General features: G+C 60.1%; 23 protein-coding genes and 1 tRNA gene. 19 read left to right on the top strand and 5 right to left on the bottom strand.

The genetic code is table 11. The annotated features are described in order from the left end of the window. The first annotated feature begins 2 nt into the window (after positions 1-2). Positions 3-1,148 (top strand): ABC transporter ATP-binding protein, encoded by a 1,146-nt coding sequence (locus TM49_RS00785; RefSeq protein ID WP_045679120.1) that lies wholly within the window; start codon positions 3-5, stop codon positions 1,146-1,148. A 91-nt stretch (positions 1,149-1,239) separates the two neighbouring features. Here the strand turns inward: TM49_RS00785 and TM49_RS22480 are convergent, their stop codons facing one another. Continuing rightward, positions 1,240-1,959, bottom strand: a complete 720-nt coding sequence (locus TM49_RS22480) for a GntR family transcriptional regulator (RefSeq protein ID WP_052699647.1) — start codon at positions 1,957-1,959, stop codon at positions 1,240-1,242. Positions 1,960-2,285: 326 nt separating this feature from the next. Here TM49_RS22480 and TM49_RS22475 point away from each other — a divergent pair, with 326 nt between their 5' ends. From TM49_RS22475 to TM49_RS23560, 17 genes are all read left to right on the top strand, one after another. Beyond that, positions 2,286-3,530 carry an ABC transporter substrate-binding protein gene (locus tag TM49_RS22475; RefSeq protein WP_052699646.1) on the top strand — a complete coding sequence of 415 codons (1,245 nt, stop codon included), beginning with the start codon at positions 2,286-2,288 and terminating at the stop codon, positions 3,528-3,530. Between the two features lie 81 nt (positions 3,531-3,611). Beyond that, on the top strand, positions 3,612-4,550 hold the full coding sequence (locus tag TM49_RS00770; protein ID WP_045679119.1) for a carbohydrate ABC transporter permease: 939 nt from the start codon (positions 3,612-3,614) through the stop codon (positions 4,548-4,550). Positions 4,551-4,561: 11 nt separating this feature from the next. Then, positions 4,562-5,392 (top strand): carbohydrate ABC transporter permease, encoded by an 831-nt coding sequence (locus TM49_RS00765; RefSeq protein WP_045679118.1) that lies wholly within the window; start codon positions 4,562-4,564, stop codon positions 5,390-5,392. A 38-nt stretch (positions 5,393-5,430) separates the two neighbouring features. Continuing rightward, the gene (locus tag TM49_RS22470; protein ID WP_052699645.1) at positions 5,431-6,357 is read left to right on the top strand and encodes a dihydrodipicolinate synthase family protein; all 927 of its coding nucleotides are present in this window, start codon (positions 5,431-5,433) and stop codon (positions 6,355-6,357) included. Between the two features lie 53 nt (positions 6,358-6,410). Then, the gene (locus TM49_RS00755; RefSeq protein WP_045679117.1) at positions 6,411-7,745 is read left to right on the top strand and encodes a mandelate racemase/muconate lactonizing enzyme family protein; all 1,335 of its coding nucleotides are present in this window, start codon (positions 6,411-6,413) and stop codon (positions 7,743-7,745) included. Positions 7,746-7,907: 162 nt separating this feature from the next. Continuing rightward, positions 7,908-8,969, top strand: coding sequence for an ABC transporter ATP-binding protein (locus tag TM49_RS00750; RefSeq protein ID WP_045679116.1), 1,062 nt, complete (start codon positions 7,908-7,910; stop codon positions 8,967-8,969). After that, positions 8,966-9,928 (top strand): 2-dehydro-3-deoxygalactonokinase, encoded by a 963-nt coding sequence (locus TM49_RS00745; RefSeq protein WP_045679115.1) that lies wholly within the window; start codon positions 8,966-8,968, stop codon positions 9,926-9,928. The genes TM49_RS00750 and TM49_RS00745 overlap by 4 nt, the downstream gene beginning before the upstream one ends. A 57-nt stretch (positions 9,929-9,985) precedes the next feature. Further along, positions 9,986-10,777 (top strand): TIM barrel protein, encoded by a 792-nt coding sequence (locus tag TM49_RS00740; protein ID WP_045679114.1) that lies wholly within the window; start codon positions 9,986-9,988, stop codon positions 10,775-10,777. 228 nt (positions 10,778-11,005) lie between these two features. Continuing rightward, entirely contained in the window at positions 11,006-12,154 is a 1,149-nt protein-coding gene (gene dgoD, locus TM49_RS00735; protein ID WP_045679113.1) for a galactonate dehydratase, read from the top strand. Continuing rightward, positions 12,148-12,798 carry a 2-dehydro-3-deoxy-6-phosphogalactonate aldolase gene (locus tag TM49_RS00730; protein ID WP_045679112.1) on the top strand — a complete coding sequence of 217 codons (651 nt, stop codon included), beginning with the start codon at positions 12,148-12,150 and terminating at the stop codon, positions 12,796-12,798. Before dgoD ends, TM49_RS00730 begins: the two co-directional genes overlap by 7 nt. Before the next feature lie 144 nt (positions 12,799-12,942). After that, positions 12,943-13,881 (top strand): 2-hydroxyacid dehydrogenase, encoded by a 939-nt coding sequence (locus TM49_RS00725; RefSeq protein ID WP_045679111.1) that lies wholly within the window; start codon positions 12,943-12,945, stop codon positions 13,879-13,881. A gap of 187 nt (positions 13,882-14,068) precedes the next feature. Then, complete coding sequence (locus TM49_RS00720; RefSeq protein ID WP_045679110.1) at positions 14,069-14,881, top strand: IclR family transcriptional regulator; 813 nt, start codon at positions 14,069-14,071, stop codon at positions 14,879-14,881. A gap of 4 nt (positions 14,882-14,885) precedes the next feature. Then, positions 14,886-15,854: a 2-dehydro-3-deoxygalactonokinase gene (locus tag TM49_RS00715; protein ID WP_144409412.1), complete on the top strand. Its 969-nt coding sequence runs from the start codon at positions 14,886-14,888 to the stop codon at positions 15,852-15,854. A gap of 157 nt (positions 15,855-16,011) precedes the next feature. Further along, positions 16,012-16,971: a tripartite tricarboxylate transporter substrate binding protein gene (locus TM49_RS00710; RefSeq protein WP_045679108.1), complete on the top strand. Its 960-nt coding sequence runs from the start codon at positions 16,012-16,014 to the stop codon at positions 16,969-16,971. 63 nt (positions 16,972-17,034) lie between these two features. After that, positions 17,035-17,541: a tripartite tricarboxylate transporter TctB family protein gene (locus TM49_RS00705; protein WP_045679107.1), complete on the top strand. Its 507-nt coding sequence runs from the start codon at positions 17,035-17,037 to the stop codon at positions 17,539-17,541. Between the two features lie 26 nt (positions 17,542-17,567). After that, complete coding sequence (locus TM49_RS00700; RefSeq protein ID WP_045679106.1) at positions 17,568-19,073, top strand: tripartite tricarboxylate transporter permease; 1,506 nt, start codon at positions 17,568-17,570, stop codon at positions 19,071-19,073. A 231-nt stretch (positions 19,074-19,304) separates the two neighbouring features. After that, a tRNA-Gly gene (locus tag TM49_RS23560) sits at positions 19,305-19,422 on the top strand. A 133-nt stretch (positions 19,423-19,555) separates the two neighbouring features. On the opposite strand, the gene TM49_RS00695 is transcribed toward TM49_RS23560, so the two are convergent. The 4 genes from TM49_RS00695 to TM49_RS00680 all read right to left on the bottom strand — a co-directional run bounded on the left by TM49_RS00695 (position 19,556) and on the right by TM49_RS00680 (position 24,360). Further along, on the bottom strand, positions 19,556-21,154 hold the full coding sequence (locus tag TM49_RS00695; RefSeq protein ID WP_045679105.1) for a glycoside hydrolase family 43 protein: 1,599 nt from the start codon (positions 21,152-21,154) through the stop codon (positions 19,556-19,558). A gap of 31 nt (positions 21,155-21,185) precedes the next feature. Continuing rightward, positions 21,186-22,022 (bottom strand): carbohydrate ABC transporter permease, encoded by an 837-nt coding sequence (locus TM49_RS00690; RefSeq protein ID WP_045684547.1) that lies wholly within the window; start codon positions 22,020-22,022, stop codon positions 21,186-21,188. Beyond that, positions 22,022-22,954: a carbohydrate ABC transporter permease gene (locus tag TM49_RS00685; RefSeq protein ID WP_052700006.1), complete on the bottom strand. Its 933-nt coding sequence runs from the start codon at positions 22,952-22,954 to the stop codon at positions 22,022-22,024. Before TM49_RS00685 ends, TM49_RS00690 begins: the two co-directional genes overlap by 1 nt. A 140-nt stretch (positions 22,955-23,094) precedes the next feature. Next, positions 23,095-24,360, bottom strand: coding sequence for an ABC transporter substrate-binding protein (locus tag TM49_RS00680; RefSeq protein ID WP_045679104.1), 1,266 nt, complete (start codon positions 24,358-24,360; stop codon positions 23,095-23,097). A gap of 497 nt (positions 24,361-24,857) precedes the next feature. On the opposite strand from TM49_RS00680, the gene TM49_RS00675 reads away from it, so the two are divergent. Beyond that, positions 24,858-25,937 carry a LacI family DNA-binding transcriptional regulator gene (locus tag TM49_RS00675; protein WP_158498590.1) on the top strand — a complete coding sequence of 360 codons (1,080 nt, stop codon included), beginning with the start codon at positions 24,858-24,860 and terminating at the stop codon, positions 25,935-25,937. Positions 25,938-25,968 lie beyond the last annotated feature (31 nt).

Genomic DNA, 25,968 nt, shown 5'->3' with positions numbered 1-25,968 from the left:
ACATGGCCGATGTGAAACTCGATCGCGTATTCAAGCGCTTCGGAGAACTGGAGACCATCCACGGTGTCGATCTCAACGTTGAAAGCGGATCCTTCGTCGTCTTTGTCGGCCCGTCGGGCTGCGGGAAGTCGACGCTTTTGCGGATGATTGCTGGGCTGGAGGAGGTCTCCGAAGGTGATGTCTACATCGGCGGCAAATGCGTAACCGAGGCGAAGGCAAGTGCGCGTGGCATCGGCATGGTGTTTCAGTCCTACGCGCTCTATCCGCATATGACGGTACGCGAAAATATGAGCTTTGGCCTGGAGGTTGCCGGCGAACCGAAGGAGGTGATTGAAGCACGTGTCAGCGAAGCGGCTGAGATCCTCAAACTCGGCGAACTGCTCGATCGCAAGCCGCGCCAGCTATCGGGCGGCCAGCGCCAGCGCGTGGCCATCGGCCGCACCATCGTGCGCCAGCCCAAGGTGTTTCTGTTTGACGAACCGCTTTCCAATCTTGATGCCGAGCTACGCGTGCAGATGCGCATCGAGATCACCCGGCTGCATGAACGGCTCGGTAACACCATGATCTATGTGACCCACGACCAGGTCGAGGCCATGACCATGGCCGACACGATCGTGGTCCTGCGCGACGGTGCAGTGGAGCAGATCGGCACTCCGCTCACCCTTTATCACCGGCCGGAAAACCGGTTTGTTGCCGGCTTCATCGGTTCGCCCAAGATGAACTTCCTGCCTGTGCGCGTGAAATCGGTTGCCGGCAACAGCTTCACAATCACTCTGCCGGATGGTCAGGACATCTCGCTCTCCGCGCCCGGTCAGCTGCCTTCACACGGTGATATGCTGGAGCTCGGCATTCGCCCCGAACATTTCATCGTTGGAAAGGGTGGTGACTTCGAGGTCATGCTGCATTGCGATGTCGTGGAGGAACTCGGCGGTACCACCTATGTCTATGGTGAATATGACGGATGCCAGATCATTGTGGAAGGCGATGGCGACATGCGGATCGAGCGCGGTAAGGATGGGCTTTTCAGCTTCGATCGAGACCGCTTGCATCTCTTCGATGACGAGGGCAGAGCTATCATGCTTCAGCGGGACACAGATCCGCCGGCCGGTGGTTGCAACTCGGTTGCGACCGTGGTGCCTGCCAGTTGAACCCAGTGCGCACATGCTCTGGGTTGTGAGCCTTAAGTCAGTCGCGGCCAAGGCCAATAAAATCTCGTGTGGCTGCTGGGCTCGCGGAATCTCACTTTCGTTGGCGTTCTTTCTGAAGCTTTTCGAAAGCAGAAAGCACGTCATGAAGTGTGGCCTTGACATGTTGTTCCGCAACTTGGCGCGCTGTGGAGGCATCCCGTTTATGGAAGGCGTCAATCATCATGTGATGTTCGGAGGTGACGCGCTCGGCAAAGTTGGCGTCTCGGCCGCTTTGGTTCATCAAGCCGAGGCTCAACCAATAGTATCGACGCAGGAGCTGGGCGGCTTCAATATTGCCCCCGTATGAATTGATCATGTTGTGAAAGCGAGTATTGGCGTCATCCATCGCTTGCCAGTCCCGATCGTTAGCTGCCCGATCATGATCAACCTGAATGGATTCAAGCATCCGGATTGCTGAAAGCGAGGCCTCCTCGGCAAACTGAGCTGCGAGGAACCCTTCCAATGCTTGGCCGATCTCATGTGCATAGATCAGACGGTTTCGATCAATCGCCGAAACTCGGGCACCCTGATTGGGAACGATCCGGACTAGACCTTCTCCCTCCAACTGCTGCAAGGCTTCCCGCACAGGCTGTACGCTGACGCCGTACTGCTCTGCCAGAGCCGCCATTGGGAGGCGGCTGTCCTGCGGGAGTTCCCCTGCGATAATTGCTTCCCTCAGCTGCTTCGTAACACGCATATAGCTTGTTTCGACCGTTTCGCTATCGCCCGAAAAGCTGAGTTCTGGACTGTTGGCTAAGCGCGAGTTTTTCATTTCATTCACCCAGGCGAAATTCCGCGACCGGCCGATTGGCACAACGCGGGCAGGCTCCCCAATCGGATGCTTTTATCGCACCTGATGGGACAATGCACGAGTTGCATCCTTTACGCCAGATTTGGTCATCGGCTCAAGAGTGATTACATACGATATTTATTTATTTGATACGATATTGACATGTTTGATACGATCATACACGATCCATCACGAAACCGACAGACGCAATGCGTGCTTCTGATCGCTTGCCGACCGGTTTCGCGTTTTTGAGGAGCGGGTTGTTGGCGTCGTCAGACGTGGCCCCGAAAAGAATCAGGGAGGAATGAATGCTGAATAAGCTCTTGCTTTCAGCGGTCTTCGGACTCGGTGTTGTGGCCGCTCCGGGACTAGCGACTGCGCAGATCAACCTTACCTTCGCATCCTGGCAGTTTCAGGAGCCAGGAAATGCGGACTGGTGGAATGCGGTGATTGATGCGTTTGAGGAGGAAAATCCGGATATTTCGATCGAAGAAATCTACATTCCCTTCGCCGACTATCTTCCGCAGATGACGATCCGTTTTGCCTCTGGCCGTGCCCCTGCCGTCATGCAGCTAAATGAACAGCTGTTTGGCTCGTTTGCCGCTCAAGGCTGGCTGGCGGCGCTCGATGACCGCATCGAAGGTACCGACATCGCCACCGACTGGGCCGCGCCGCAGAAGGCGCTGACCTGGGACGGCGCCACGCGCGGCGTGCTTCTGTCCAACAACGCCTACCAGTTCTTCTATAACAAGGACATGCTGGACAAGGCCGGTCTGCCGGTTCCCGACAGCTGGGAAAGCTTCAAGGAGACGGCAGCAAAGATGACCGACCGCGACGCCGGTATCTTCGGCCTGTCGGCAGTGACGACCGAGCATCCGACGGCCGTCGAGGACGTGCATCGCTATGCCATCTGGGCCGGCACGAACCTGGTCAAGGACGGTCACTACAACCTGACCTCCCCCGAGGTTATCGACGCGATGAACGCCTATCGCGAAACGGTCGGAAAGAACGCGCCGCTCGGCAACAACTCCTCCGTCGCCCGCCAGCTCTTCATCGATGGCAAGACATCCATGCTGATCGATGGTCCCTGGGTCTGGTCGTGGCTGGAAAAGGCAACGCCGGAGATGCGGCCGAAACTGGTGATGGGCCGGCTCCCCTTCGATCCGCAGCTCGCCCCCGGCGGCCTGATCATGAATATTTCCGAAGGGCTCGATGACGACATCGAGGGCGCCGCCTGGAAGTTCATCACCTTCGCCAACTCCGAGGAATGGCAGCGGCAATACCTGCTCACCACCGGCCAGCCGCCCGGCCGCGCCGCAAACGTCCTGACGCCCGAGGATGAGGAAGCTCACCCCAATCTCGCCATCGCGAGCGCCTCGGCGCTGGATGCTGTGCCGCTGTTTCCGAAGGAGCAGCCGATCCAGGCCAATTTCACCGAATATTCCTCGGTCCTGATGGAGGCGGCTCTCCGCCTGCTTTCGACCAATGATCCGACCGAAGAGATCATGGAAGATGCGCAGAGCCAGCTCGAACGGGCGATCCCGCTCGACTGAACCTGAGCCTGTCGCGGGCCGCCGCCTTCTCTCCGCTGTGGCCCGCGCATCTGTGACCCAACCTCAATTCGGGGAAAGCTCATGTCCATATCGTCGGGTACCGAAGACGGTAGCCATGGCGGAACGCGCCTGAACTTCTACCGCCGGCAGCAAATCCTGTCCTATTCCCTCATCCTGCCGGCAGCACTTGGCGTGCTGACGCTGATCCTCTACCCGCTCTACCAGGTCGTTGACATCTCGCTGCGCGAGGGGCGCGTGATGAATTTCGCGCGCATCCACGACCTGCCGCTCGGCTTCGGCAACTATGTCCGAGTGCTGACCGATCCGCAGTTCTGGAACAGCGTTCTCGTCTCGGTCATCTATGTCGGCGGCAGCATCGCGATTTCCTACGCGATCGGGCTCGGCATCGCGCTCCTGCTGAATGAGCGCCTGCCCGGCAATCGGATCCTGCGCACCATCGTCCTCATCCCCTGGGCTGTCCCCGGCATTGTGCTCGGCATCATGTTCCTCTGGATTCTTGATTCCTCCTACGGCGTCTTCAACGCCATGCTGCGCGACCTTGGTATTCTGTCAGCCGATTTCCCCTGGTTCGTCGACCGGCGCACGGCGCTAATCTCGGTGATGGTGCCGACGATCTGGAAATCCTATCCGATGATCACGCTGACCGTGCTCGCCGCGCTGCAATCGATCCCGCGCGAACTCTATGAGGCGGCCAATGTCGACGGCGCCACCCATATCCAGAAATTCCGCTTCATCACCTGGGCGGGCATTCGCGGCCCGTCGATGCTGGTGCTGATGATCAGCGCGCTTGGCATCTTCCGCGACGTTGACATCGTCTTCGGCACCACGGGCGGCGGACCGGCACATGCGACGGAAACCATGTCGCTCTACGTCTATCGCGAAGCCTTCAACTATTTCCGCATGGGCACCGCCACGGCGGTCGGCACGGTTATGATCATCGTCGCGCTGATGATCGGCGCCATCTTCACCATCTTCGCCCAGCGTTCGAAGTTCAAATAGGAGATATCGCGATGACCTTAGGCCGTTTCATCAGTTGGGCCATTCTCGTTCTGGTCGCAATCGTCACGCTGTTTCCGTTCTACTGGATGGTGATGACGGCGATCATGCCGACCGACGCCATCCTCTCGCGCAATCCGTCACTGCTTCCCGACCTGTCGCGGGTCAGCTTCGCCGCCTTTGCCGAAGTCTTCCGCGCCCGTCCGTTCCTGAGCTGGACCATCAACAGCCTGATCGTCTCGCTCGGCAGCTCGGCGATCAGCCTGGTATTGGCTACCCTTGCCGGCTATTCGCTGTCGCGTTTTGCCAGCCGTCCGCAGCAGGCGCTCGGCGCCAGCCTCCTGATCAGCAAGCTCATTCCGGCGACGCTGATCCTGATCCCGCTGTTCATCATCTACAACAATATCGGGCTCTTCGACACCTATATCGGCCTGATCCTCGCCAACATGACGGTCGGCATTCCGCTCGCCACCTGGCTGATGAAGGGCTTCTTCGACCGTATTCCGCGCGAACTCGAACAGGCCGCGATGATCGACGGGGCCACCCAGCTCCAGGCCCTCAGGATCGTCATCCTGCCGCTGACCAAGCCGGGTCTCGCCGCCTCCGGCGTCTACCTGATCCTCACGAGCTGGTCGGAATTCATTTTCGCCCGCACGCTGATCAGTTCGCCCGCAAAGCAGGTGCTGACGGTCGGCATGCAATCCTTCGTCGGCGAACAGTCCGTCGACTGGCAATTGCTGATGGCGGCGGGAACGCTCTCCGTCGTGCCGGCCATCATCCTGTTCGTGCTGCTCGAACCCTTCCTTGTCAGCGGCATGACCAAGGGCGCGCTCTCGGCATCGTGAGGCCGGGCCGAAAACAACGAAACCAAAGAGACACCAAGATGGATCGCAATACTTTCCGGGGCATCTTCGTCATCGTCACGACGCCCTTTTCCGAAGACCTCGCCATCGACGAGGACGGCCTGCGCAGCACGCTCCAGTTCTGCCTCGACTGCGGCGTCCACGGCGTCGTATCCACCGCCAATGCCAGCGAGGTGGGCTATCTCTCCGACGCCGAGCGCAGGCGCGTCGCGGAAATCGTGGTCGAGGAGGCCAAGGGCAAGGCGCAGACCGTCGTCGGGGTTTCCGCCAATCACTGGCGCATGTCCGCGGCCTTCGCCGAGCATGCCGGCACGATCGGCGCCGACGCGATCATGGCCATGCCGCCGACCTTCCATCCGGCGGGACGGGCGGAAATCAAAGCGCACTACCAGGCAATCAGCGCGGCAAGCGACCTGCCATTGGTGCTTCAAAACGCGATCGGCCTCGGCGCCACGGTGATGAGCGCCGAGCTTCTCGCCGAACTCGTCAACGAGCTCCCGAATGCCCGTTTCGTCAAGGAAGAGACGACCTATCCGGCGCAGATGACCGGCGACCTCCGCGCGCTCGCGGGCGAGCGGCTGATCGGCGTCATGGGCGGCCGGGCCGGCAAGACGCTGATGGAGGAACTGCCGCACGGCATCTGCGGCACCATGCCGGCCTGCGAATTCGCCGACGTTCATATGGCGCTGTGGAACGCGATCGAGGCGGCCGACATGACGCTCGCCCGGACAATCTTCCGCTGCCTCCTGCCGCTTCTCGACTACGAGGCGAGTTACGGCATTCCGCTCTGCAAGGAGGTCGAGAAGGCGCGTGGCATCATCGCCGGCGCGCACTGGCGCCAGACCGGTTACCGGGCGCTCGACGATCATGCCCGCGCCGAGATGCTGACGCTCCTCGACGGCGCAGCCGCCTACATGAACCCCAAATACCCGCATCGCCCGGCCTGAACCCCGCGAAGCGACGTCAACAAGCACATCCCCGAACATTCAAGAGGTCAGACATGTCTGCAAACACGAGGGAAAACGAAGAAATCGGCCGCGTCGAAGACGCCGTGAACATCCATTCGCGGCCTTCCGACATCAGGATCACCGACATACGGCTGGCGGTGGTCGCATCGAACTATGACTACCCGATCCTGCGCATCGACACCAATCAGGGTGTCTATGGCATCGGCGAGGTTCGCGATGCCGGCCATGTTGAGAATGCGCTGCAGTTCAAGAGCATGCTGATCGGCCAGAACCCCTGCAATGTCGACATGCTGTTCAACGTCATGAAGAAATTCGGCAGCTGGGGCCGCGAGGGCGGCGGCGTCTCGGGCATCGAGATCGCGCTCTGGGATCTGATCGGCAAGATCTACGGCGTGCCGTGCTACCAGTTTCTCGGCGGCAAATACCGGGACCGCGTGCGCCTTTACGGCGACACGCCGACGCCCGACAATCCGAGCGTCGAGGATTTCGTCAAGGCCGTCGAAGGTCGCCGCGACATGGGGCTCACCTTCATCAAGTTCGACCTGCGCCCGAGCTTGTTCGAGCGCGACGAAAAGATCCTGATCGGCCATGACGCGCCTTACGACTACGATTTCTGGCCGGCCAGTATCTTCAAGGCACCGGGCGCAGGCCGTGGCGTCAAGCTGACCGAAAAAAGCATAGCGAACGCCGTCGAAGTCGTCGCCGCGGTGCGCAAGGCCGTCGGTCCCGATATCCAGCTTTGCGTCGACCATTTCGGCCAGGGCTACATGATGACCGACGAGGCGATCCGCTTCGGCAAGGCGCTCGAGCCCTATGACCTCGTCTGGATCGAGGATCCGGTTCCCTTCTTCGACATGGCCGCCCACAAGCGCGTCGCCGACGCGCTGCTGACCCCGATTGCCGCCGGCGAGGAACTGTTTCTGCGCGCTGGCTTCAAGGAAGCGATCGAAATGCGAGCCTTCGACATTATTCATCCTGACCTCCTTACCTCTGGTGGCATGCTCGAGACCAAGCGTATCGCCGACGATGCTGAGGAGGCGGGAATTCCGACGGCACTCCATTTCGCCGGCTCGCCGATCGCCTTCATGGCGAATGTCCATTGTGCAACGGCGATCTCAAGCTTCCTCGCGCTCGAGCATCACGGGCTGGACCTACCGTTCTGGAAGTCTCTCGTGACCGGGCTCGACGATGATTACATGGACGGCGGCTTCGTGAAGGTTCCGGAGAAGCCGGGCCTTGGTGTCGACCTGAACTATGAGGCAATCGAGGAAAATCTCCGGACGCCCGGAACTGCGTTCCTGCCTACAGACCAGTGGAACACGCCGAAGCTTGCTTTCTGGCGGCCGGATGATCGGTGGCCGGAATAGGCGCAAGCAAGGGGTGGCGGGGTGTGCGAGGAGCACATCTCCGCTGCCCGGTAAAAGATCAATTCAGGAGCTGTTCCGGTAGAACCGATTTCACCGGTGCGTTGAAGGACAATGAGCGCCCGGCGGTTTTGACACCGCTCCGCTTACGGGAGGTCAAAAATCATGGCTTCAATCACGATTGACAAGGTTCGCAAGTCATACGGTGCCCATGAGGTCCTGCATGGCGTGTCCATTGATATAAGGGATGGTGAGTTCGTTACGCTGGTCGGCCCGTCCGGTTGCGGGAAATCGACACTTCTACGCATGATCGCGGGGCTCGAACCGATTACTGGTGGCAAGCTTTCATCCGACGGCAAGGTTTTGAATGACCTTGCGCCCAAGGAACGCGACATTGCGATGGTGTTCCAGAACTATGCGCTTTATCCGCACATGACAGTGGCACAAAACATGGGTTTTTCGCTACGCCTGCGCAGAGCGGGTAAGGCCGAGTTCGATGAGAAGGTCAATCGCGCCGCCGACATTCTGGGCCTGAACGACCTTTTGGAACGCTATCCCGGACAGCTGTCGGGCGGCCAGCGTCAGCGGGTGGCCATGGGCCGTGCGATCGTCCGAGACCCTTCGGTGTTCCTGTTCGATGAACCGCTGTCGAACCTCGATGCGAAACTGCGCGTGCAGATGCGCATAGAGATCAAAGCGCTGCATGAGCGCCTCAAAACCACCACGATCTACGTCACCCATGACCAGGTCGAAGCAATGACAATGGCTGACAAGATCGTCGTCATGCGCGACGGCGTAATCGAGCAGATGGGGTCGCCGCTTGATCTTTATGATGATCCCGACAATCGTTTTGTCGCCGGCTTCCTCGGGTCACCATCGATGAATTTCATAGAAGCGCGCGCGGTCGATCCGGTGACGGGCCGGATTGCAATCGATGATCAGTTGAGCTTTCCGGCAGGCCGACTGAGAACGCATGCCGGACCGGTGACGGTTGGTATCAGGCCGGAGCAGGTGCGCGTCGACACAGACGGCCTGCCTGCGCAGGTCGAAGCTGTTGAGCCTATGGGCGCAGATACGCACCTGGTTGTTTCTGTTGCGGGTCAGAGCCTGGCGATCGTGCTCCATGAACGCCTCAGGGTCCGGATTGGTGAAAAGATCCAGATCAACCTGCCGGAGGATCAGCTTTACTTTTTTGAACCCGAGAACGGGGCGCGTATTCGACCATGACCAGTAACTGGAAAGAGGGGCAGGCATCGCTGATCGCACTCGACTGGGGAACGTCGGCCCTTCGTGCCTATCTCATGAATTTTGATGGAGCGGTCCTGGAAACGCGATCAAGCGATTGCGGCATTCAGAACCTAGCGAAGCCGGGTGGGGCCGGTTTCGAGAAAGCGTTTTCAGATATTCGCGATGGCTGGCCGGCAGGCCTGCCGGTGATTGCCGGCGGCATGGTCGGCAGTGCCCAGGGTTGGAAAGAGGCGCCATATATTGACTGCCCAGCTGATTTCACCCAACTGGCGGATGCTTCAGTCCACGTCACAACTGAGACGGGAGAGCAAGTCGTCATAGCGCCGGGCATGATCTATCGCCCGGACCATGGCCAACCGGATGTCATGCGGGGTGAGGAAATCCAGATCGCAGGCGCTCTTGCGCAAAATCCTACGCTTGGCGTCAACACCGTGTTTCTTCTGCCGGGCACGCACTCAAAATGGGTCCGCGTCTCCCAGGGCAGGGTTGTCGACTTCGATACGTATATGACCGGTGAACTGTTTTCGGTGCTCAAGCGCCACTCGATACTGGGGCGTCTGATGTCTGAAACGCCATCGAAAGGGGAGGCCGCCGGACGGGCATTCGAAAAGGGACTTGCGGTCTCGGCAGCTGACCCGGACCGTCTCCAACACTTGCTGTTTGGTGTGCGAACGCACGGGCTGGCCGGCGATTTGGCTGGCAATGTCCTCAGCGATTATCTTTCCGGGTTGCTGATCGGCAACGAAATAGCGGCAAGTCTGGCGCGGCGGACAGATCCTGGCGTTCCATTGGTATTGATTGGTGAACAGGCTCTTTGCAGGCGCTATCAGGAAGCCTTGCAAGTATTTGGTTGTCCGCCCGCCGATTATATCGACAACGCATCGGCCTCCGGCCTCTATCTGGTTGCCTGCAAAGCTGGGCTTATCAAAGCCGCTTAGCTCGATCGCCAAGTGCCAAACCGATAGCTGCCTGAGCCAAACCAAATGAGTCCTATCATGTCAAAAACGCAATTTTCTGCCTGCCTCGAATGGCTTTTTGCAGAGCCATCCGACGCGTTTGTGGACCGCATATTCCGTGCCGCAAATGCGGGCTTTGATGCTTTTGAGTTCTGGCTGTGGTCGAACAAAGATATCGATGCCATTTGTCGGGCGGTTGAAGAATACGACATAGCGGTTGCGGGCTGTGTGGCCGAACCTCTGATTCCGCTGACTGATCCAGCCAACCATGCGAATTGGTTGGCTGGGCTTGAGCAATCCATTGCGGTTGCTGAACGGTTAGGAGCGCCAGTCCTGATAGCGCAGGCCGGCAATGTAGTAGATGGCGCCGATCGGAGGTCGCAAAGGGAGGCGCTTGTCCTTGCCTTGCGGCAGGCCGCCGACATCCTTTCCGGGTCCCGCGTGCGCCTTGGTCTCGAGCCTCTCAATACGCGTGCCGATCACCCTGGCTATTATCTCGGCTCAACGTCTGAGGCGTTTGAGATCATTGAAAAGGTCGGGCGGGCAGAGGTCGGTGTTGTCTATGACCTTTACCACTCTGCCGTCATGGAAGAGCCGTTCGAGAAAACGCTTTCGGGCCATGTCGACAAGATCGTTCACGTCCATGTTGCAGATCATCCGGGAAGACACGAACCGGGCAGCGGCACGGTCGACCTTGTTCGGCGGCTCCGGTGGCTGCTCGATAGCGGTTATGATGGGCGCATCGGCTTTGAGTTCAAACCCACGACAACGAATCACTGGTCTCTGGCGAGCATTCGGTCCGACTTCGCACGAGACCTTGCTGCAGTCTGATGCCTGTTCTGGGTGATATGGCAGCACGTAGCTGGGTTTGGAAGAAAGTTGTCCGATAGCTATTGAAAAGTATCTCAATATATGAGATATAAAATCATTATTTGACATACTTTGTGCTTGCGCCTAGAACAACACCTGCGACCTGATGGCGCGCGGGTGCAAAACATTTGTCCTTTGACATCCCGCACGCCGGACAGGCCGGCATCGTGCGAATTAAAGGACGTGGACATGAAGATCACCGCACTCAAAACCTGGCAGGTGCCCCCGCGCTGGATGTTCCTCAAGATCGAGACGGATGAAGGTATCGTCGGCTGGGGCGAGCCTGTCATCGAAGGACGCGCCGCCACCGTGCAGGCCGCGGTCGAGGAGCTCTCCGACTATGTGATCGGCAAGGACCCCCGCAATATTCAGGATATCTGGCAGATGCTCTATCGCGGCGGCTTCTACCGCGGCGGCCCGATCCTGATGAGCGCCATTGCCGGCATCGACCAGGCTCTGTGGGACATCAAGGGCAAGGCGCTCGGCGTGCCGGTGCACCAGTTGCTCGGCGGTGCGGTGCGCGACAAGATGCGCATGTATTGCTGGATCGGCGGCGATCGCCCCGGTGATATCGGCCGTCAGGCGAAGGAAGTCGTCGCCAAGGGCTTCACTGCCTTCAAAATGAACGGCGCCCCGGAGATGCAGATCGTCGACAGCCATCGCAAGGTGGATGAGGCCGTCGCCCGTGCCGCCGAGGCCCGCGAAGCCGTCGGTCCCGATGTCGGCATTGCTATCGATTTCCATGGCCGCGTCCATCGTCCCATGGCAAAGACGCTGCTGCGCGAACTGGAGTCGATTCATCCGCTGTTCGTCGAAGAGCCGGTGCTCTCCGAGCAGCTCCATTGCCTGCCGCAGATCGCCTCCGGACTTTCCTACCCGATTGCCACCGGCGAACGGATGTTCACCCGCTATGATTTCCGCGCCATCCTGGAAGGCCGCATGGTCGATATCGTCCAGCCCGACCTTTGCCATTGCGGTGGCATCACCGAAGGCATGAAGATCGCCACGCTTGCGGAAACCTATGATGTCGCGCTTGCGCCGCATTGCCCGCTCGGGCCGATCGCGCTTGCCGCCTCGCTGCAGCTCGACTTCATTTCCCACAATGCCTTCATCCAGGAACAGTCGATGGGCATTCACTATAACAAGGGTAATGACGTCCTCGACTACGTGACTGATCCGACGCCGCTGAAGATCGAAAACGGCTATCTGCCGGTCCTCGATCAGCCCGGCCTCGGTGTCAGCATTGACGAAGAAAAGATCATCGAACGGTCGCAGGAAGGCCATCGCTGGCGCAATCCGATCTGGCGGCACGAAGACGGGAGCATCGCAGAATGGTAAAGGGTCTCGATATTCTGGACGACGCATTTGCGGCCATGCCGCTCGTCGCCATCCTGCGTGGGGTCAAGGTGGATGAGGTCGATGCTGTCGCCGATGCGGTGATTGCTGCCGGCTTCCGTTTCATCGAAGTTCCGCTGAACTCTCCCGATCCCTTCGCCTCCATCGCAAGGCTCGCGGCCCGGCTGCCGGAAAACGTCCTCGTCGGCGCCGGCACGGTGCTCGATGTTACCGATGTCGACCGGCTGCATGAAGCCGGCGGCACGCTGATGGTTTCGCCGAATGTCGATCCCGCCGTCATCGGCAGGGCCGTCTCCTTCGGAATGGCGACCATGCCCGGCGCGCTGACGCCGACGGAGTGCTTTCAGGCGCTGAAGGCCGGCGCGAGCGCGGTGAAGATCTTTCCCGCGGGCCGCATGGGACCTGACTATCTGCCGGATATCAAGGCGGTTCTCCCCAAGGGGACAAGACTTCTGCCGGTTGGCGGCGTCGACGTCTCCAATATGGCGGCCTTCATGGAAAAGGGCGCTGCCGGCTTCGGCTTCGGCTCCACGCTCTATAAATCCGGTAAGTCCGTCGAGGAAATCGCCGCGTCCGCAAGGGCGCTGGTGGCCGAGTATCGCCGGATCATTGGCGCTCAAAGCTAAGCCGGTTACGGCTCGAAAGACCAGGTGCGCCCGAAAGGTTAAGTCTGTCGGGCGCTCTCATCATCTTCTTCTTCTCTGCGAAAGGGTGGCTGTAAACGTCGGCTGACCCTAGCGGCGAAGCTTTGTCAAAAAAGGGAAATCAGAATGTCTATCGATGTGCTTTCCGTCGCGCCGCTGCCGCCGAAGCTCGACCGCCAGATGGAGGAGGCCTACAGCTACCATCGCTACGAAGACGTTGTGGCGCGCGGCGAATTCGAGGCTCTCATTCCGCGCATCCGCGCCATTGCAGCCAACGGCGAATCGACCGTCACGGCCGAGTTCATCGCAAAGTTTCCCAATCTCGAAATCCTGTCGGTCTTTGGCGTCGGTTATGATGGTGTCGATGCGGCTGCCGCGCATGAACAGGGCGTCATCGTTACCCACACGCCGGGTGTCCTGACGGACGATGTTTCCGATCACGCCATCGGCCTGATGCTTTCCGTGGCCCGGCGCACCCCGGTCGCCGACCGTTTCGTGCGCGAGGGAAAATGGGTGGACGGCGGTTTTCCCTTTACCAAGAAGGTTAGCGGTTCGCGGCTCGGTATTGTCGGTCTCGGACGCATCGGAACTGCGATCGCCAAGCGCGCCGAAGCCTTTTCGATGGAGATCGCCTACACTGATCGCGCTCCGATCAACGGCATTTCCTACGCCTTCCATGAAACACCGGCAGCGCTTGCCGCCAACGTCGATTTCCTCGTTGCCACCACCTACGGCGGTCCGTCGACGCGCGGCCTCATCAGCGCCGAGGTCCTCGCCGCTCTCGGGCCGGAAGGCTATCTGATCAACGTTGCCCGCGGAACGGTGGTTGATGAAGCCGCTCTGATCGCGGCCCTTCAGAACGGCACGATCGCCGGCGCGGGTCTCGATGTCTTCGAGGAAGAACCGCATGTGCCCGATGCTTTGAAGGCACTCGATAACGCCGTGCTGACCCCGCATATGGCCAGTGCTACCCACGAGACACGCAAGGCCATGTCCGATCTGTTCGCCGAAAACCTGGCGGCCCATTTTTCCGGCCGGCCGATCCCGGCGAAGGTCCCGCAGTAAGCGGTCAGCACTGCGTATCGCTTTTGCCAAACATGGCTGGCGGCCTGGATTGTATCTTCGCGCCGACAGGCGCGGAGGTTGCGATTTTCTCTTTCCTTACGCCTCAATGTCTCATATAGTGAAACGTAAATTATTTATTTGACACACTTTACTGGCAGCAGTAGGACAAAGGCAAAGGTCTGAACCAATGACATCAACCGAAGACACCACCTCGAATGACAGCCCAAAGGGTGCTCCCGCTGGCACGCAGACACTGAGCCGTGGCCTTGCCATTCTCGAATGCGTGGCTGACGGGATCTCGGACGTGAAAGGCATCTCGGCGGCAATCGGCAAGCCGCGCAGCACGGTACACCGCATGCTCGGCAATCTGGTCGCCGAGGGCTACCTGCATCACGTTCCCTATAGCGGCTATCTGATCGGCCCCAAGCTGATCCGGCTCGGAATGGTGGGCCTTGAACAGCGTCCGCTGGTGGCGCTTGCCAAGCCTCATCTCGAAGAACTGGCACGCAAGACCAATGACACGGTGCATCTGGCCGAGCTCGATGGCGCCACCCTGTTCTACCTCTCGAAGATCCCCGGTCGTCGGGGCCTGGAAATGCGCTCGCGTATCGGCAAGCGCATGCCGGCCGCCTCGACCGGTGTTGGCAAGGGCCTGATGCTCGGCCTGCCGAAATCGACCTGGAAAGGCCTTTATGAACAGGCCTGCGCGTTCAGCGCCCAGAGCGATGAACGCCCGCAACTGGCGCCTTGGAGCGTCTTCGAAGAAGGGATGGATGAATATGTTCGCGAAGGCTTCTCGCTCGATTTCGAGGAAAACGAGTTGGGCATTCGCTGCGTCGGCGCACCGGTCTTCGATGTCCGGGGTGAGGCTGTCGCCGGTGTGAGCATCGCAAGCGCGGTGCCGTACATGCCGGAAGAACGCATGCGGTCTCTGGGGCCGGTGGTGCGGGCGACGGCCGATGCAATTTCCGCCGAACTCGGTTGGACACCAAAGGAGTAATGGAATGACTGCGCTGATAGCGCTCGATTGGGGGACGTCCAGCCTCAGAGGTTTTCTGATGGATGAGGACGGCAAGGTACTGGAAACCCGCGCCAGCCGGCACGGCATCCAGAACCTGCCCGCCGAAGGCACGGAAGGCTTCGAACAGGCCTTCGTCTCGCTGTGCGGCAACTGGGTGGAAGAACATAATATCCGTGCCGGCGTGGCATGCGGCATGGTCGGCAGCGCGCAGGGCTGGCGCGAAGCGCCCTATGTGCCTTGCCCGGCCGATACCCACAGCCTCGCTTCGAAGGCCGTCAGCATCAAGGCGCCTTTGGGTGTGGAGATACTGATCGCACCGGGACTGAGCTACGATCCCGAAAATGGCTGCCCCGACGTGATGCGTGGCGAAGAAATCCAGATTGCCGGTGCGCTTGGCGAGGACGTCAGCGATGGTGCCGAACGTCTGATCGTTCTGCCCGGCACCCATTCCAAGTGGGTCGAGGTCAGGGGCGGCACTATCGAGGCCTTTCACAGCTACATGACCGGCGAGCTTTTCAGTGCGCTGAGGCGCGCCACCATCCTCGGCCGGCTGATGCCGGAGGACCGGAAGCCGGCCGCAGATGTCGCCGCTGCCGCCTTTGCCAAGGGCATTGAGCTTGCGCTTGAAAGCGGCCCCGGCGATCTCGCTCACCAGATCTTTTCCGCACGCACGATGGGCCTGTTCGGCCGCATGGAGCATGCGGCGCTCGCCGACTATCTCTCCGGGATCGTCATTGGTCATGAGCTCGTCTCGGCGCGCAACCGCTTTGGCGGGCGCATGCGGGCGGACATGAAGCTTCCTGTTATCGGCGATGGCGACCTTTGTGCCCGCTATGTCGAAGGCTTCAGGATTGCCTGCGAGTGCGAACCCGTTCTGCTTGGAAACACGGCGCCAGCGGGGCTTTACCGCTTCGCGGCGGCGCTTGGTTTCCTGTCTTCCGCTTCCGCCTGAACACCAGGCTGAAGCGCGCCCTGACGGTTCGCGCGAGGTTCGTTGTCCTGTTGCGGCAACGTCGCGCGGATCGCCCAACCTGCGAAAGCCTCCCAAGACTTTCGCACACCTGCGCCCGCAAGGGCGTACCTCAAAAAAGTAACCCCGGGAGGTTCAATTGAAATTTCTACCCGCATTTGCTGGTGCGCTTCTTGGCGTCGCCTCGCTCGTTACCGCCGCTGCCGCTGCCGACTACCCTACGCGCCCGGTGGAAGTCATCGTCCCGACCGCTGCCGGTGGTGGCACCGACCTCTTGACCCGCGCCTTCGCCGATCACGCCAACAAGGTCTTCCCGCAGTCCATGGGTGTGGTCAACAAGGCTGGCGGCGGTGGCGCCGTGGGCCTGACGCAGTTGATGGCCGCTCGTCCCAATGGCTACACCATTGCGATGGGTTTCGTTGAAATCACCACGCTGCCGCATCTCGGTCTTGCTGCCTTCCAGGCCGATTCGTTCCAGCCGATCGCCCGTCTGAACGCAGAGCCCGCCGCCATTACCGTGCGCGCTGACTCGCCCTGGCAGTCGCTTGAGGAATTCCTGGCCTCCGCCAAGGAAGAGCCCGGAAAGATCCGCGTCGGAAATTCCGGCACAGGCGCGATCTATCATCTCGCCGCCGCCGCATTCGGCGAAGCCGCCGATGCCCAGTTCAACAACGTTCCTTTTGATGGCGCCAATCCGGCCGTGACGGCTCTGCTTGGTGGGCACATCGAGGCCGTCAGCGTTTCGCCGGCAGAAGTCTCGAACTACGTTGACGCCGGTCAGCTTCGCATCCTCGCCGTGATGGACGATCATCGTTCGACGCTCTATCCGGATGTTCCGACGCTTTCCGAGCTTGGCTATGACGTCAATGTCGGGACCTGGCGCGGGCTGTTCGCACCGAAGGGTACGCCGGAAGATGTCGTCAACACCCTGCGCGAGCTGGTGAAGACGGTAGCCGAAGAGGAATCCTTCCAGGAGCAGATGAAGGCCATGAAGATGACCTTCGCCTATCTGGATGCGCCGGAATTCGAAGAAGCAATCCAACGCGATGACGCCTTCTTCGCCGATCTCGTTCCGCGGATCGGCCTTACCCAGAACTGATAACGTCTTTTCCGGAACCCGGCACAACGCTGCCGGGTTCTCCGGCAGCCGGGAGGAACGGCAGTGACCGAACAAACCCAAAACGCGCCCATCCGTCAGACCATCACGAAGGGTGAGAGGATTGCCCTCATCATCATCGCGATCGTACTGAGCAGCATCTCCGTTCTCGCCATTCTCGAAACACGGAACTTTCCCCAGATCCGCCTGAGCGCCGATATCGGTCCGGGGCGCTTCCCGGTCATCTTCGCGACGGTGCTGATTGTGCTGTGCGTGGTCATGCTCATTCAGGCCTTCCGCGCCGAAGTCGTTCCGGCCGAGCCTGAGGAAGAAAAGCCGCGATACGGCAACGTCGCGCTCGGCGTGGCGATCACCGCGCTTTGCGTGGCGGCGATCAATTTCGTCGGCTATCCGGCCCCCGCTGCCGTCCTGCTCTTTGCGCTGATGTGGCTGATGGGCCGTCGCAACATCATCGTCAACGCCCTCATATCGATCGCGCTGACCGCCATCATCTACTTCGCCTTTTCGCGTGGGCTGATGGTGCCGCTGCCGACGGGCAGTCTCTTCGAATAAGTCGAGCCTGAAGAAGGAAAAAAGATATGTATCAGCTCGATATGCTTATGCAGGGTGTTGCCAATCTGGCCGCCAACCCGTTTGCGCTTGTGCTGGCCGTGTGCGGCGTGGCGCTCGGCATCGTCATCGGCGCCATGCCGGGACTGACAGCGGCCATGGGTGTCGCAATCATGCTACCCTTCACCTTCGGAATGGATCCGGTTTCCGGTCTCCTGATGATCTGTGGCGTGTTCTTCGGCGCCGTGCATGGCGGCACGGCAACGGCGATCCTGTTGCGTATTCCCGGCACGCCGGCAGCCGCCGCCACGGCGCTCGACGGTTATGAACTCACCAAGAAGGGCAAGGCAGGTCTCGCCCTCGGCACGGCTGCGATTTCTGCCTTTCTCGGCGGCACCGGAAGCGTCATTGTTCTGATCTTTCTCGGGCCGATCATCGCGCGCTTCGCGCTGAACTTCAGCGCCGCGGAATCTTTCGCGCTGGCCGTTTTCGGTCTGTCTATCATCTCGGGCATTTCCGGCCGCTCGCCCATCAAGGGCCTGATTGCCGGTTTTCTCGGCCTGCTTCTGGCCACCGTCGGCATGGACCCGATGGGCGGCTTCCCGCGCTTCACCGGTGGCTTCACAGAACTCTACCAGGTGCCCTTCATTCCGGTCATGATCGGGCTTTTTGCTGCGGCCGAGGCTTTCTCGACGCTTGAAAGAGGCGCCGTCAACCTGAAGGCCAAGATGTCGCTTGGCCGGCTGCTGCCGCCGTGGAATGTGTATCGTGGCTTGCTGCTGACGGTTCTCCGTTCGGCAGGCATGGGGACTCTGATCGGCATGATCCCCGGCGCCGGTTCAGACATCGCCGCATATGTTGCCTATAACGAAGCGCGTCGGTTCTCGAAGACCCCGGAGAACTTCGGCAAGGGTGAAATTACCGCCGTGGCCGCTTGCGAGGCCGGCGCCAACGGCTGCACCGGCGGTGCGCTTCTGACCATGCTGACGCTTGGCATCCCGGGTGATGCGGTTACCGCCATCATGCTCGGAGCACTGACCTTGCAGGGACTGCAGCCTGGACCGCTGCTCTTCCAGGAACATGCGAATCTCGTGTTCACGCTCTTTGTCGGCATGCTCTTCTGCTACATCGTCATGGTGTTCATGTCCTTCGGCGCCATGCGCATTCTCGGGCGCGTATTGCAGGTTCCTCGCTCCATCCTGACGCCGGCGATCCTGGCGCTCTGCATCGTGGGCACCTACGCCCTGAACAATTCGATGTTTGATGTCTACATCATGCTCGCTGCCGGTGTGGTCGGATACTTCATGCAGAAATGGGGTTTCCCTGCATCGCCGATCGTTCTGGCGCTGATCATGGGGCCGATGGCCGAAGCCAACTTCCGCCGCGCGCTTTCCCTTTCGGGCGGAAGCTATGATTTCCTCTACACGCGGCCGATTACCGTCGTCCTATTGACAGCAGCCATCCTGACACTAGCAGTTCCGTTGATCCGTTCTCTGCTTCGTTTCAGAAGAGTGGCTACAGCCACAAGAGCTTGAGCGAATATCTTGGCTTCGGCGACGGGATCTCATGTGCTGGTCGCTGCTGCCAAGAGTGACGCGTCGAGCTTCACCACCGGATCGATCCATATCGTGGACGGTGGTTATACCTTGTGGTGATCGAGTCGTTTGTCTGTTCGCAGGTTCCTGCGAACAGACAAGATTATCTCATGATAGAGCTGCGAAAGGCAGATGTCCGAACTCGATGTTTGCCGTGCAAACAATGAAAATGCGAGTAAAGTGAGTTGGCACGGGCACCATTTCGATTGAAACGCCGCGCTGTTTCTTTTCGTGAATTGGGTCGCTTCCCCAGCTGAACGCGTGGGTTCGATTCCCACTACCCGCTCCAGTCATTTGAAGGTACCCGACGCGCGGCTTGGCCATGCCCTTTTGAGGCGACAGAGCGCTCGGCTCCGGCCTTTTTTGTCAACGTCGCGGATCTCCTCGAAACAACAACGCCGTTCTTCGGCTGCCATCTGGTCCTAACGGTTCTTGTAGGAGAAGCTGTCGAAGTCGGCGGTGAAATCGCCACCGGCGAGATCGTAGGCGGCCATGCCGATGAAGTTGCCGGTGAAGCTGCCGTTCACGCCGCGGCCGCCTTCATCCGAAAGGATCGAGGCATCGAGCGTCGGGCCGATCTTGACCCAGTCGCCAGCTTCGACGGCATAGCGGAACTGCAGGACAACACCGTCGATATCGAGGCCGAGGCGGATATTGCCTGTTGCCGGAAGCGCGACGGCGGTGCCGAGCGCAAATGTGAGACTGGATTCCGGCCAGGCCCCGTTGCAGGAGATGATCGAGAGTTCGCGTCCGCCCTTGCCGTCGCCCGAGATCGCAAGATAGTGGAATTTCGAGCGGTTGTAATAGGCAATCAGGCCGGCGATTTGCTGAAACGTCTTTGGCGTGGCGTCCGTCTCGGTTTCCGCCGCACAGGCAAATTCCGTCTGCCGGCGGGCGACAAGCGCCTGCTCGAACCAGCTGCCGATCGACTGGCGGCCAAAAAGCCTGAGGTGACCGGGCCGCGCGGCAAGGCTGAACAGCCGTTCGGGCTCGGGCGATCGCAGCCACTGGAACTCGATCGGCAGGTCCAGCGTGTCGAAGCTGGTATCGGTTGCGTCAGCTTTCTCGGGGCCGACATCAAGGCCTTGCGGCGGATCGACCTCCAGGCTGGGCGCCATGCCGCCACCGGCGAGCCGCGGCCAGCCATCGGCATCGAAGTCGACCTTCTGGATCGACGTTTCTCGGCCGAGCACGCTGCGCCTGATGCCGGGGAGCGGTCTGCTCATCAGATGGGTCATGTAATACTCGCCATCCGCCGTTTCGACGATGCAGCCGTGCCCCGAGCGCTGGATCGGCGACTGCGGATCGTTGCGGCTGGTCAGGATGTGCAGGTCCGGATGGTTTTCATAAGGCCCATCGACGGATTTCGAGCGGGCGCAGGAAACCGTGTGATTGTAGCCGGTGCCACCTTCCGCGGTGATCATGTAGTACCAGCCGTTGAATTTATGGATATGCGGACCTTCGGTAATGCCTGCCGGGGTGCCGTGATAGACGACACGCGGCTCTCCGATGAGCTTGCGCCTGGTGTGGTCGTATTCCTGCATCACGATGCCGGCAAAGGCGGAAGGCTTGCGGCGGTAGTCCCAGAGCTGGTTGGTCAGGTATTTGCGGCCGTTGTCATCATGAAACAGCGAGGGATCGAAACCGCTGGCGTTCAGATAGACCGGGTCGGACCATGGTCCTTCGATGGATGGCGCGGTGACAAGGTAGTTGAAGGCGTCCTTGAAGTCGCCTTCGGCGCGTTTCATGTCCGTATAGATCAGCCAGAACAGCCCATCGGCATAGGTCAGGCACGGCGCCCAGACCCCGCCGGAATCCTGCTCGCCGCGCATGTCGAGCTGGGAGGCGCGGTCGAGCGGCCGCTTCACCAGTTCCCAGTTCTTCAGGTCGCGCGAATGGTGGATCTGCACGCCGGGAAACCACTCGAATGTCGAGGTCGCGATATAGTAGTCGTCGCCAACGCGGCAGATCGCCGGATCGGCGTTGAAGCCGCGAAGGATCGGATTGACGATTTTTGTCATTTCAAAAGACCTTTGTGTAACGAGACGCGCATCAACCCTTGACGGCTCCGCCGGTCAGTCCGGCGACGATATATTTCTGTGCGGCAAAGAAAAAGACGACAGCCGGCACCATGGTCAGCGTGACGAAGGCGAGCACACGGCTCCAGTCGGTCATGTAGGCGCCGCGATACTGCATCATGCCGAGCGTCCAGGTGTAGGCGGGCTGTTCGTTGAGGACGACGAGCGGCAGCAGGAAGTTGTTCCAGCTCTGCACGAAGACAAAGGTGGCGACGGTCGACAGGATCGGTACGGAAAGCGGCAGGGTGAAGCGGAAGAAGAAGCCCATATAGCCGATGCCGTCGATCTGGGCGGCCTCGAACAGTTCCTTCGGCAATTGCTCGAAGAAGCCGCGAAACAGCATCATCGAGAAGGCGAGCCCGAAGGCGACCTGGGGGAAGATGACGCCGACCGGGGTGTCGAGCAGGCCGAGATCGCGGATCTTGATGAACAGCGGCAGGATGGCGGTGGCAAAGGGGAACATCATGCCGACCGTGAAATAGGCGAACAGCATCTTCTTGCCGAAGAAGTGGAGCTGGGCGAAGCAATAGGCTGCCATGCCGGAGACGATCAGCGTCAGCAGCACGCAGGAAATCGAGATCACCAGCGAGTTCTTGAGATAGCCCCAGAATTCAGCCGAGCCGAGAATATCGCCATAGTTGGAAAACACCCATTCGTGCGGCAGCCCGATCGGCGATACCCGCAATTCGCCGAGCGTCTTGAAGCCACCGAAGACGGTGATCGAGAGCGGACCGAGGATGACGCAGCTCATCAGCAGCAGGAAGATGATCTTGAGGGCCGTGCGCCAGCCGAACATGGTTTCGGTGTTCATCATCGGGCTCCTTTTTCACGCTGGAACGTCGAACGGTAGGTGAAGGCGAAGGTGGCGCAGAACAGGAACAGCACGATGCCGACCGCGCTGCCGAAGCCGATATTCATCCGCTGCAGGCCGAAGGTGTAGAGGAAGCTGACGATCGAATGCGTCAGGTTCGATGGGCCGCCATTCGTCAGCGGGATGATGATGTCGAAGACCTGCATCGCGCCGATGACCGAGAAGAACACCGACATGGTGAGCGCCGGCTTTAGCATTGGCAGCTTGACGTAGCGGATCACCTGCAGCGGCCCGGCGCCATCGATGGTGATCGCCTCGATCTGGTCCTTGGGGATCGATTGCAGGCCGGCGATGTAGATCATCATGTGGAAGCCGAAATATTTCCACACGATCACCGTCAGGATCGCGGTGAAGGCCCATTGCCGGTCGGCGAGGATGTAGAAATTGTCGACGTGGAGCCAGCGCGAGATTTCCGCTGCCAGGCCATAGTCGCCATCGAAGATGAAGCTCCAGATCAGGCCGCTGGCCACTTCCGCCAGAATGTAGGGCAAGAAGAAGATCAGCCGGAAGACCGTGTTCGACCAGTGCTTTTCATAGATCAGCAGAGCGAGGATCAGGGCGACCGGCAGCTGGATGAACAGCGAAGCCGCGATGATCTTCATCGAATTGCCGAAGGAATGCAGGAAGATGCGGTTTCCGGCTAGGCGCTCGAAGTTATCAAGCCCGACGAATTCCGTCGGTGTGCCGTAGCCGTTCCACTTGTAAAGCGAGAAGTGCGCGGCATCGATCATCGGCAGCATGACGAAGGTGGTGAAGAGAATTAGTGCCGGCAACATGAAGATGACAAAGGTCACCACTGCATTCGACGGCCGCCACAAGACCTTTGTGGCCTGAGCCTCGGTGAGGGCGCCCCCACTCGTATCGATAGACATCCTGTCCTCCTGCAGTCCGGGCACGAGGCGCGGCACATGCGCGCTTCATGCCTGGCAGAGCGGCGCTCGGCGCGCCGGAATTTGCAACGGGAATTGGAGAAATGCCCCGGCGGGCCTGGGCCCGCCGGGACGCGGGAGGATCATTCCATCTCGCGTTCGTCTTCGAGCTGCTGGGCTGCTTCCTCGGGTGTGATCGCGCCGATGGCGAGATCGGCCGCGACATCGTTGACGGTGGCGCCGAGATTGGGGCCGAAGGCCTGGTCGAGATAGAGCTGCAGATGGGCGGCGTCGCCGGCCATTTTCGAGACTGTCTGGAAATAGGGGTTGGTGAGAGCCTCACCCGCGCCCTTGGCGACCGGGATCCACTGGCCGGCGGCGGCATATTTTTCCACGACGGGCTTGGAGACCCAGTATTTCAGGAAGTCGACCGCTTCGGCCGGCGCATCCTTGGTGACGACCCAGCCGTTGACGCCGCCGACGACATCCGATGGATCGCCCTTGCCGTCGGGAACCGCGGGGAAGGTGGTCATGCCGAGCTCGTCTTCCGGCAGGCCTTTGCCGCTGGCCGAATTGCCTTTCTGCGTCGAGTAGTTCCACTGGCCGGCAAGTTCGAACAGCGCTCCGCCATCGCCGAACATGCCGCTCTCCTTGGCGAAGGTGGCGCTGGCGAAACCATCCTGGAAGGGTTCAAGGTCGGCAAGCCGTTTGAATTCGGTGAGCGCCTTGATGAAGTCGGGATTGTTGAAACCGCCATCTTCGCCGGCGCGCGCGGCAGCAAGTCCATCGACGCCCATGATCCGCGTTGCCAGATAGGCGACGTAGTAATGCAGCGGGAACTTGTCCTTGCCGCCTGCGACGATCGGCGTCACGCCGGCATCCTTGGCCTTTTGGACCGCGGCGAGGAAATCATCCCATGTCTCGATTGCGGAAACATCGACGCCGGCTTGCTCGGCAAGCGCCTTGTTGTACCAGAGCACGATCAGGGAGACCTTGGTTGGTCCGCCGACGATCTGGCCGTCTACGGTGAAGCTCTGGACCGGTCCCGGCGGGATGGTCGCGGCGAAATCGTCCTTCACCGCTGCCGTGATATCCTGCGTCGCACCGCTTTCGAACTGCTCGTCGAGCACGCCGCCCGCCCACGACCAGTAGAGATCAGGACGCTTGTTGGACTGAAGCACCGTCGGCAGCTTCGACTTGAAGGCCGAGTTCTCGAGATATTCCATCTCGATCTTGGTATCGGGATGTTCGGCCTGATAGGCGTCGAAGACCTCTTGGTTGATGGTCTTTTCCTGCACGTCATTGGGCTCGATGCCCATGATGCGCACGGTCGTTTCCGCCTGGGCAACGCCCATCAGTCCGAAAAGCGCGACGGCGGTGCCAAGCGCCAGCTTGTTGGCAAATTTCATCGTTTTTCCTCCACTGGCGCGCATTGAAGCCGTTCGGCGTGAACGCGCGCCTGGTCAAGTTTACTGCTCGCCGCACGCCTCCGCCGCGGCAACGATCCTCGGTCGCTCTTCCCAAATGGCCGGGCGTCGCCCGTATCCCCCAGAAATTTCCCGAAAATGGAAAATAAATGGAAAATAATAAGCGAAAATACCGATATAGAGAAAATGCTCCCGTGTCTTTCCGGAGTCAATAGATTTTAGGCCAGCGGATGCGGGCAAAAGTCAGTTCGAATAGGGCTTAACTGGCAGAACACGTTGTTTTAGGCCTGTTTGATGGATCTTGTCGCGTCGATAATGGACGAGAAAAAAGAAAATAAAAGAATCATATTTCCTTTTTCGTGCTGTGTTGTTAATGTCGGGAATGCCGGCACGCGCAAGAGAGCTTGCGTGTCAGGCCGGAAACTGGTGCCCTTTGGGATGGAATCACGGAGGGAGCCGGGATGGTCGGAAACGAAGACATGCAAACGAGTGACGAAATCGTCAGAACGAGGGGCAGGAAGCCGGCAACCGCAGCAACGCTGCATGATATTGCCGAGGCTTCAGGCGTTTCGATCAGCACGGTTTCAAAGGTGCTGAACGACCGCGTCGGTGTCAGCCAGGACAATCGCAGCCGGGTGATGCAGGTGGTCGAGCAACTCGGCTATCGGCGTCCCGAAACAAAACCGAAGCCGGGGGCCGAGATCGGCTCGGTCACCATCGTCACATTCGACCGCTATGCCGCGAACGACCATTATTACGTCGACACGATGCGGGGACTGACGGACGAGGCGCGTCACCTTGGCTGGGATGTGGTGCTCGATCTGGCGCTGATCGGCGACGGCTACACTGCCATCTCACCGGAATCCTTGTTCCGGCGCGGACGCCCGGACAGTGTCATCCTGCTCGGCATCGACCAGAAGCCGATCGTCGAAGCCGTCGCCGCGCTCGGATGTCCCGCCGTGATCGTCAACGGCATGGATCCGATGATGCGGATTTCCAGCATTTCGCCGGATCATTATTACGGTTCCTATGCAGCAACGCAGCACCTGATCGAACAGGGGCATAAGCGCTTTCTCCACGTGTCGCATATCTATCGCGACACTGTCGCCCAGCGAGTCGACGGCATGCGCCATGCGCTGGAGGCGGCCGGCATCGACTTTGATCCGAAACGCGATGTCCTCGATACCGGCAGTTCCAATTTCTCGAGCCTTGATGCCAGCAACGCAATCCTCCAGCGACTGAAGGACGGCGGGTTCGATCAGACGGCCATCGTCTGCGCCTCGGATATGCTGGCGATTGGCGTGACGCAGGCGCTGATTTCCGCCGGATACAGAGTGCCGGAGGATATTTCTGTCATCGGCTTCGACGATCTGCCGATCAGTGCCCATTGCGAGGTGCCGCTGTCGACGATGCATATCGAGCGCGGCGAAATGGGCAGGCTTGCCATCCGCATGCTCGCCGAACAGGCCGCCGGCCGTCTGACGTCCAGGCGGCGCGTGAGCATGACCATGCAACTGGTGGAGCGCATGTCTGTCGGTCCGCCGCCAACCGGAAAATAGGCCCTCCACGGGAGGGAACGGGTGGTGGCCA

It is taken from the genome of Martelella endophytica (genome assembly GCF_000960975.1).
Taxonomy (GTDB): Bacteria; Pseudomonadota; Alphaproteobacteria; order Rhizobiales; family Rhizobiaceae; genus Martelella; species Martelella endophytica.
The sequence above is the reverse complement of the archived record's forward strand: the minus strand, read 5'-3'. Positions and strand labels throughout refer to the sequence as shown.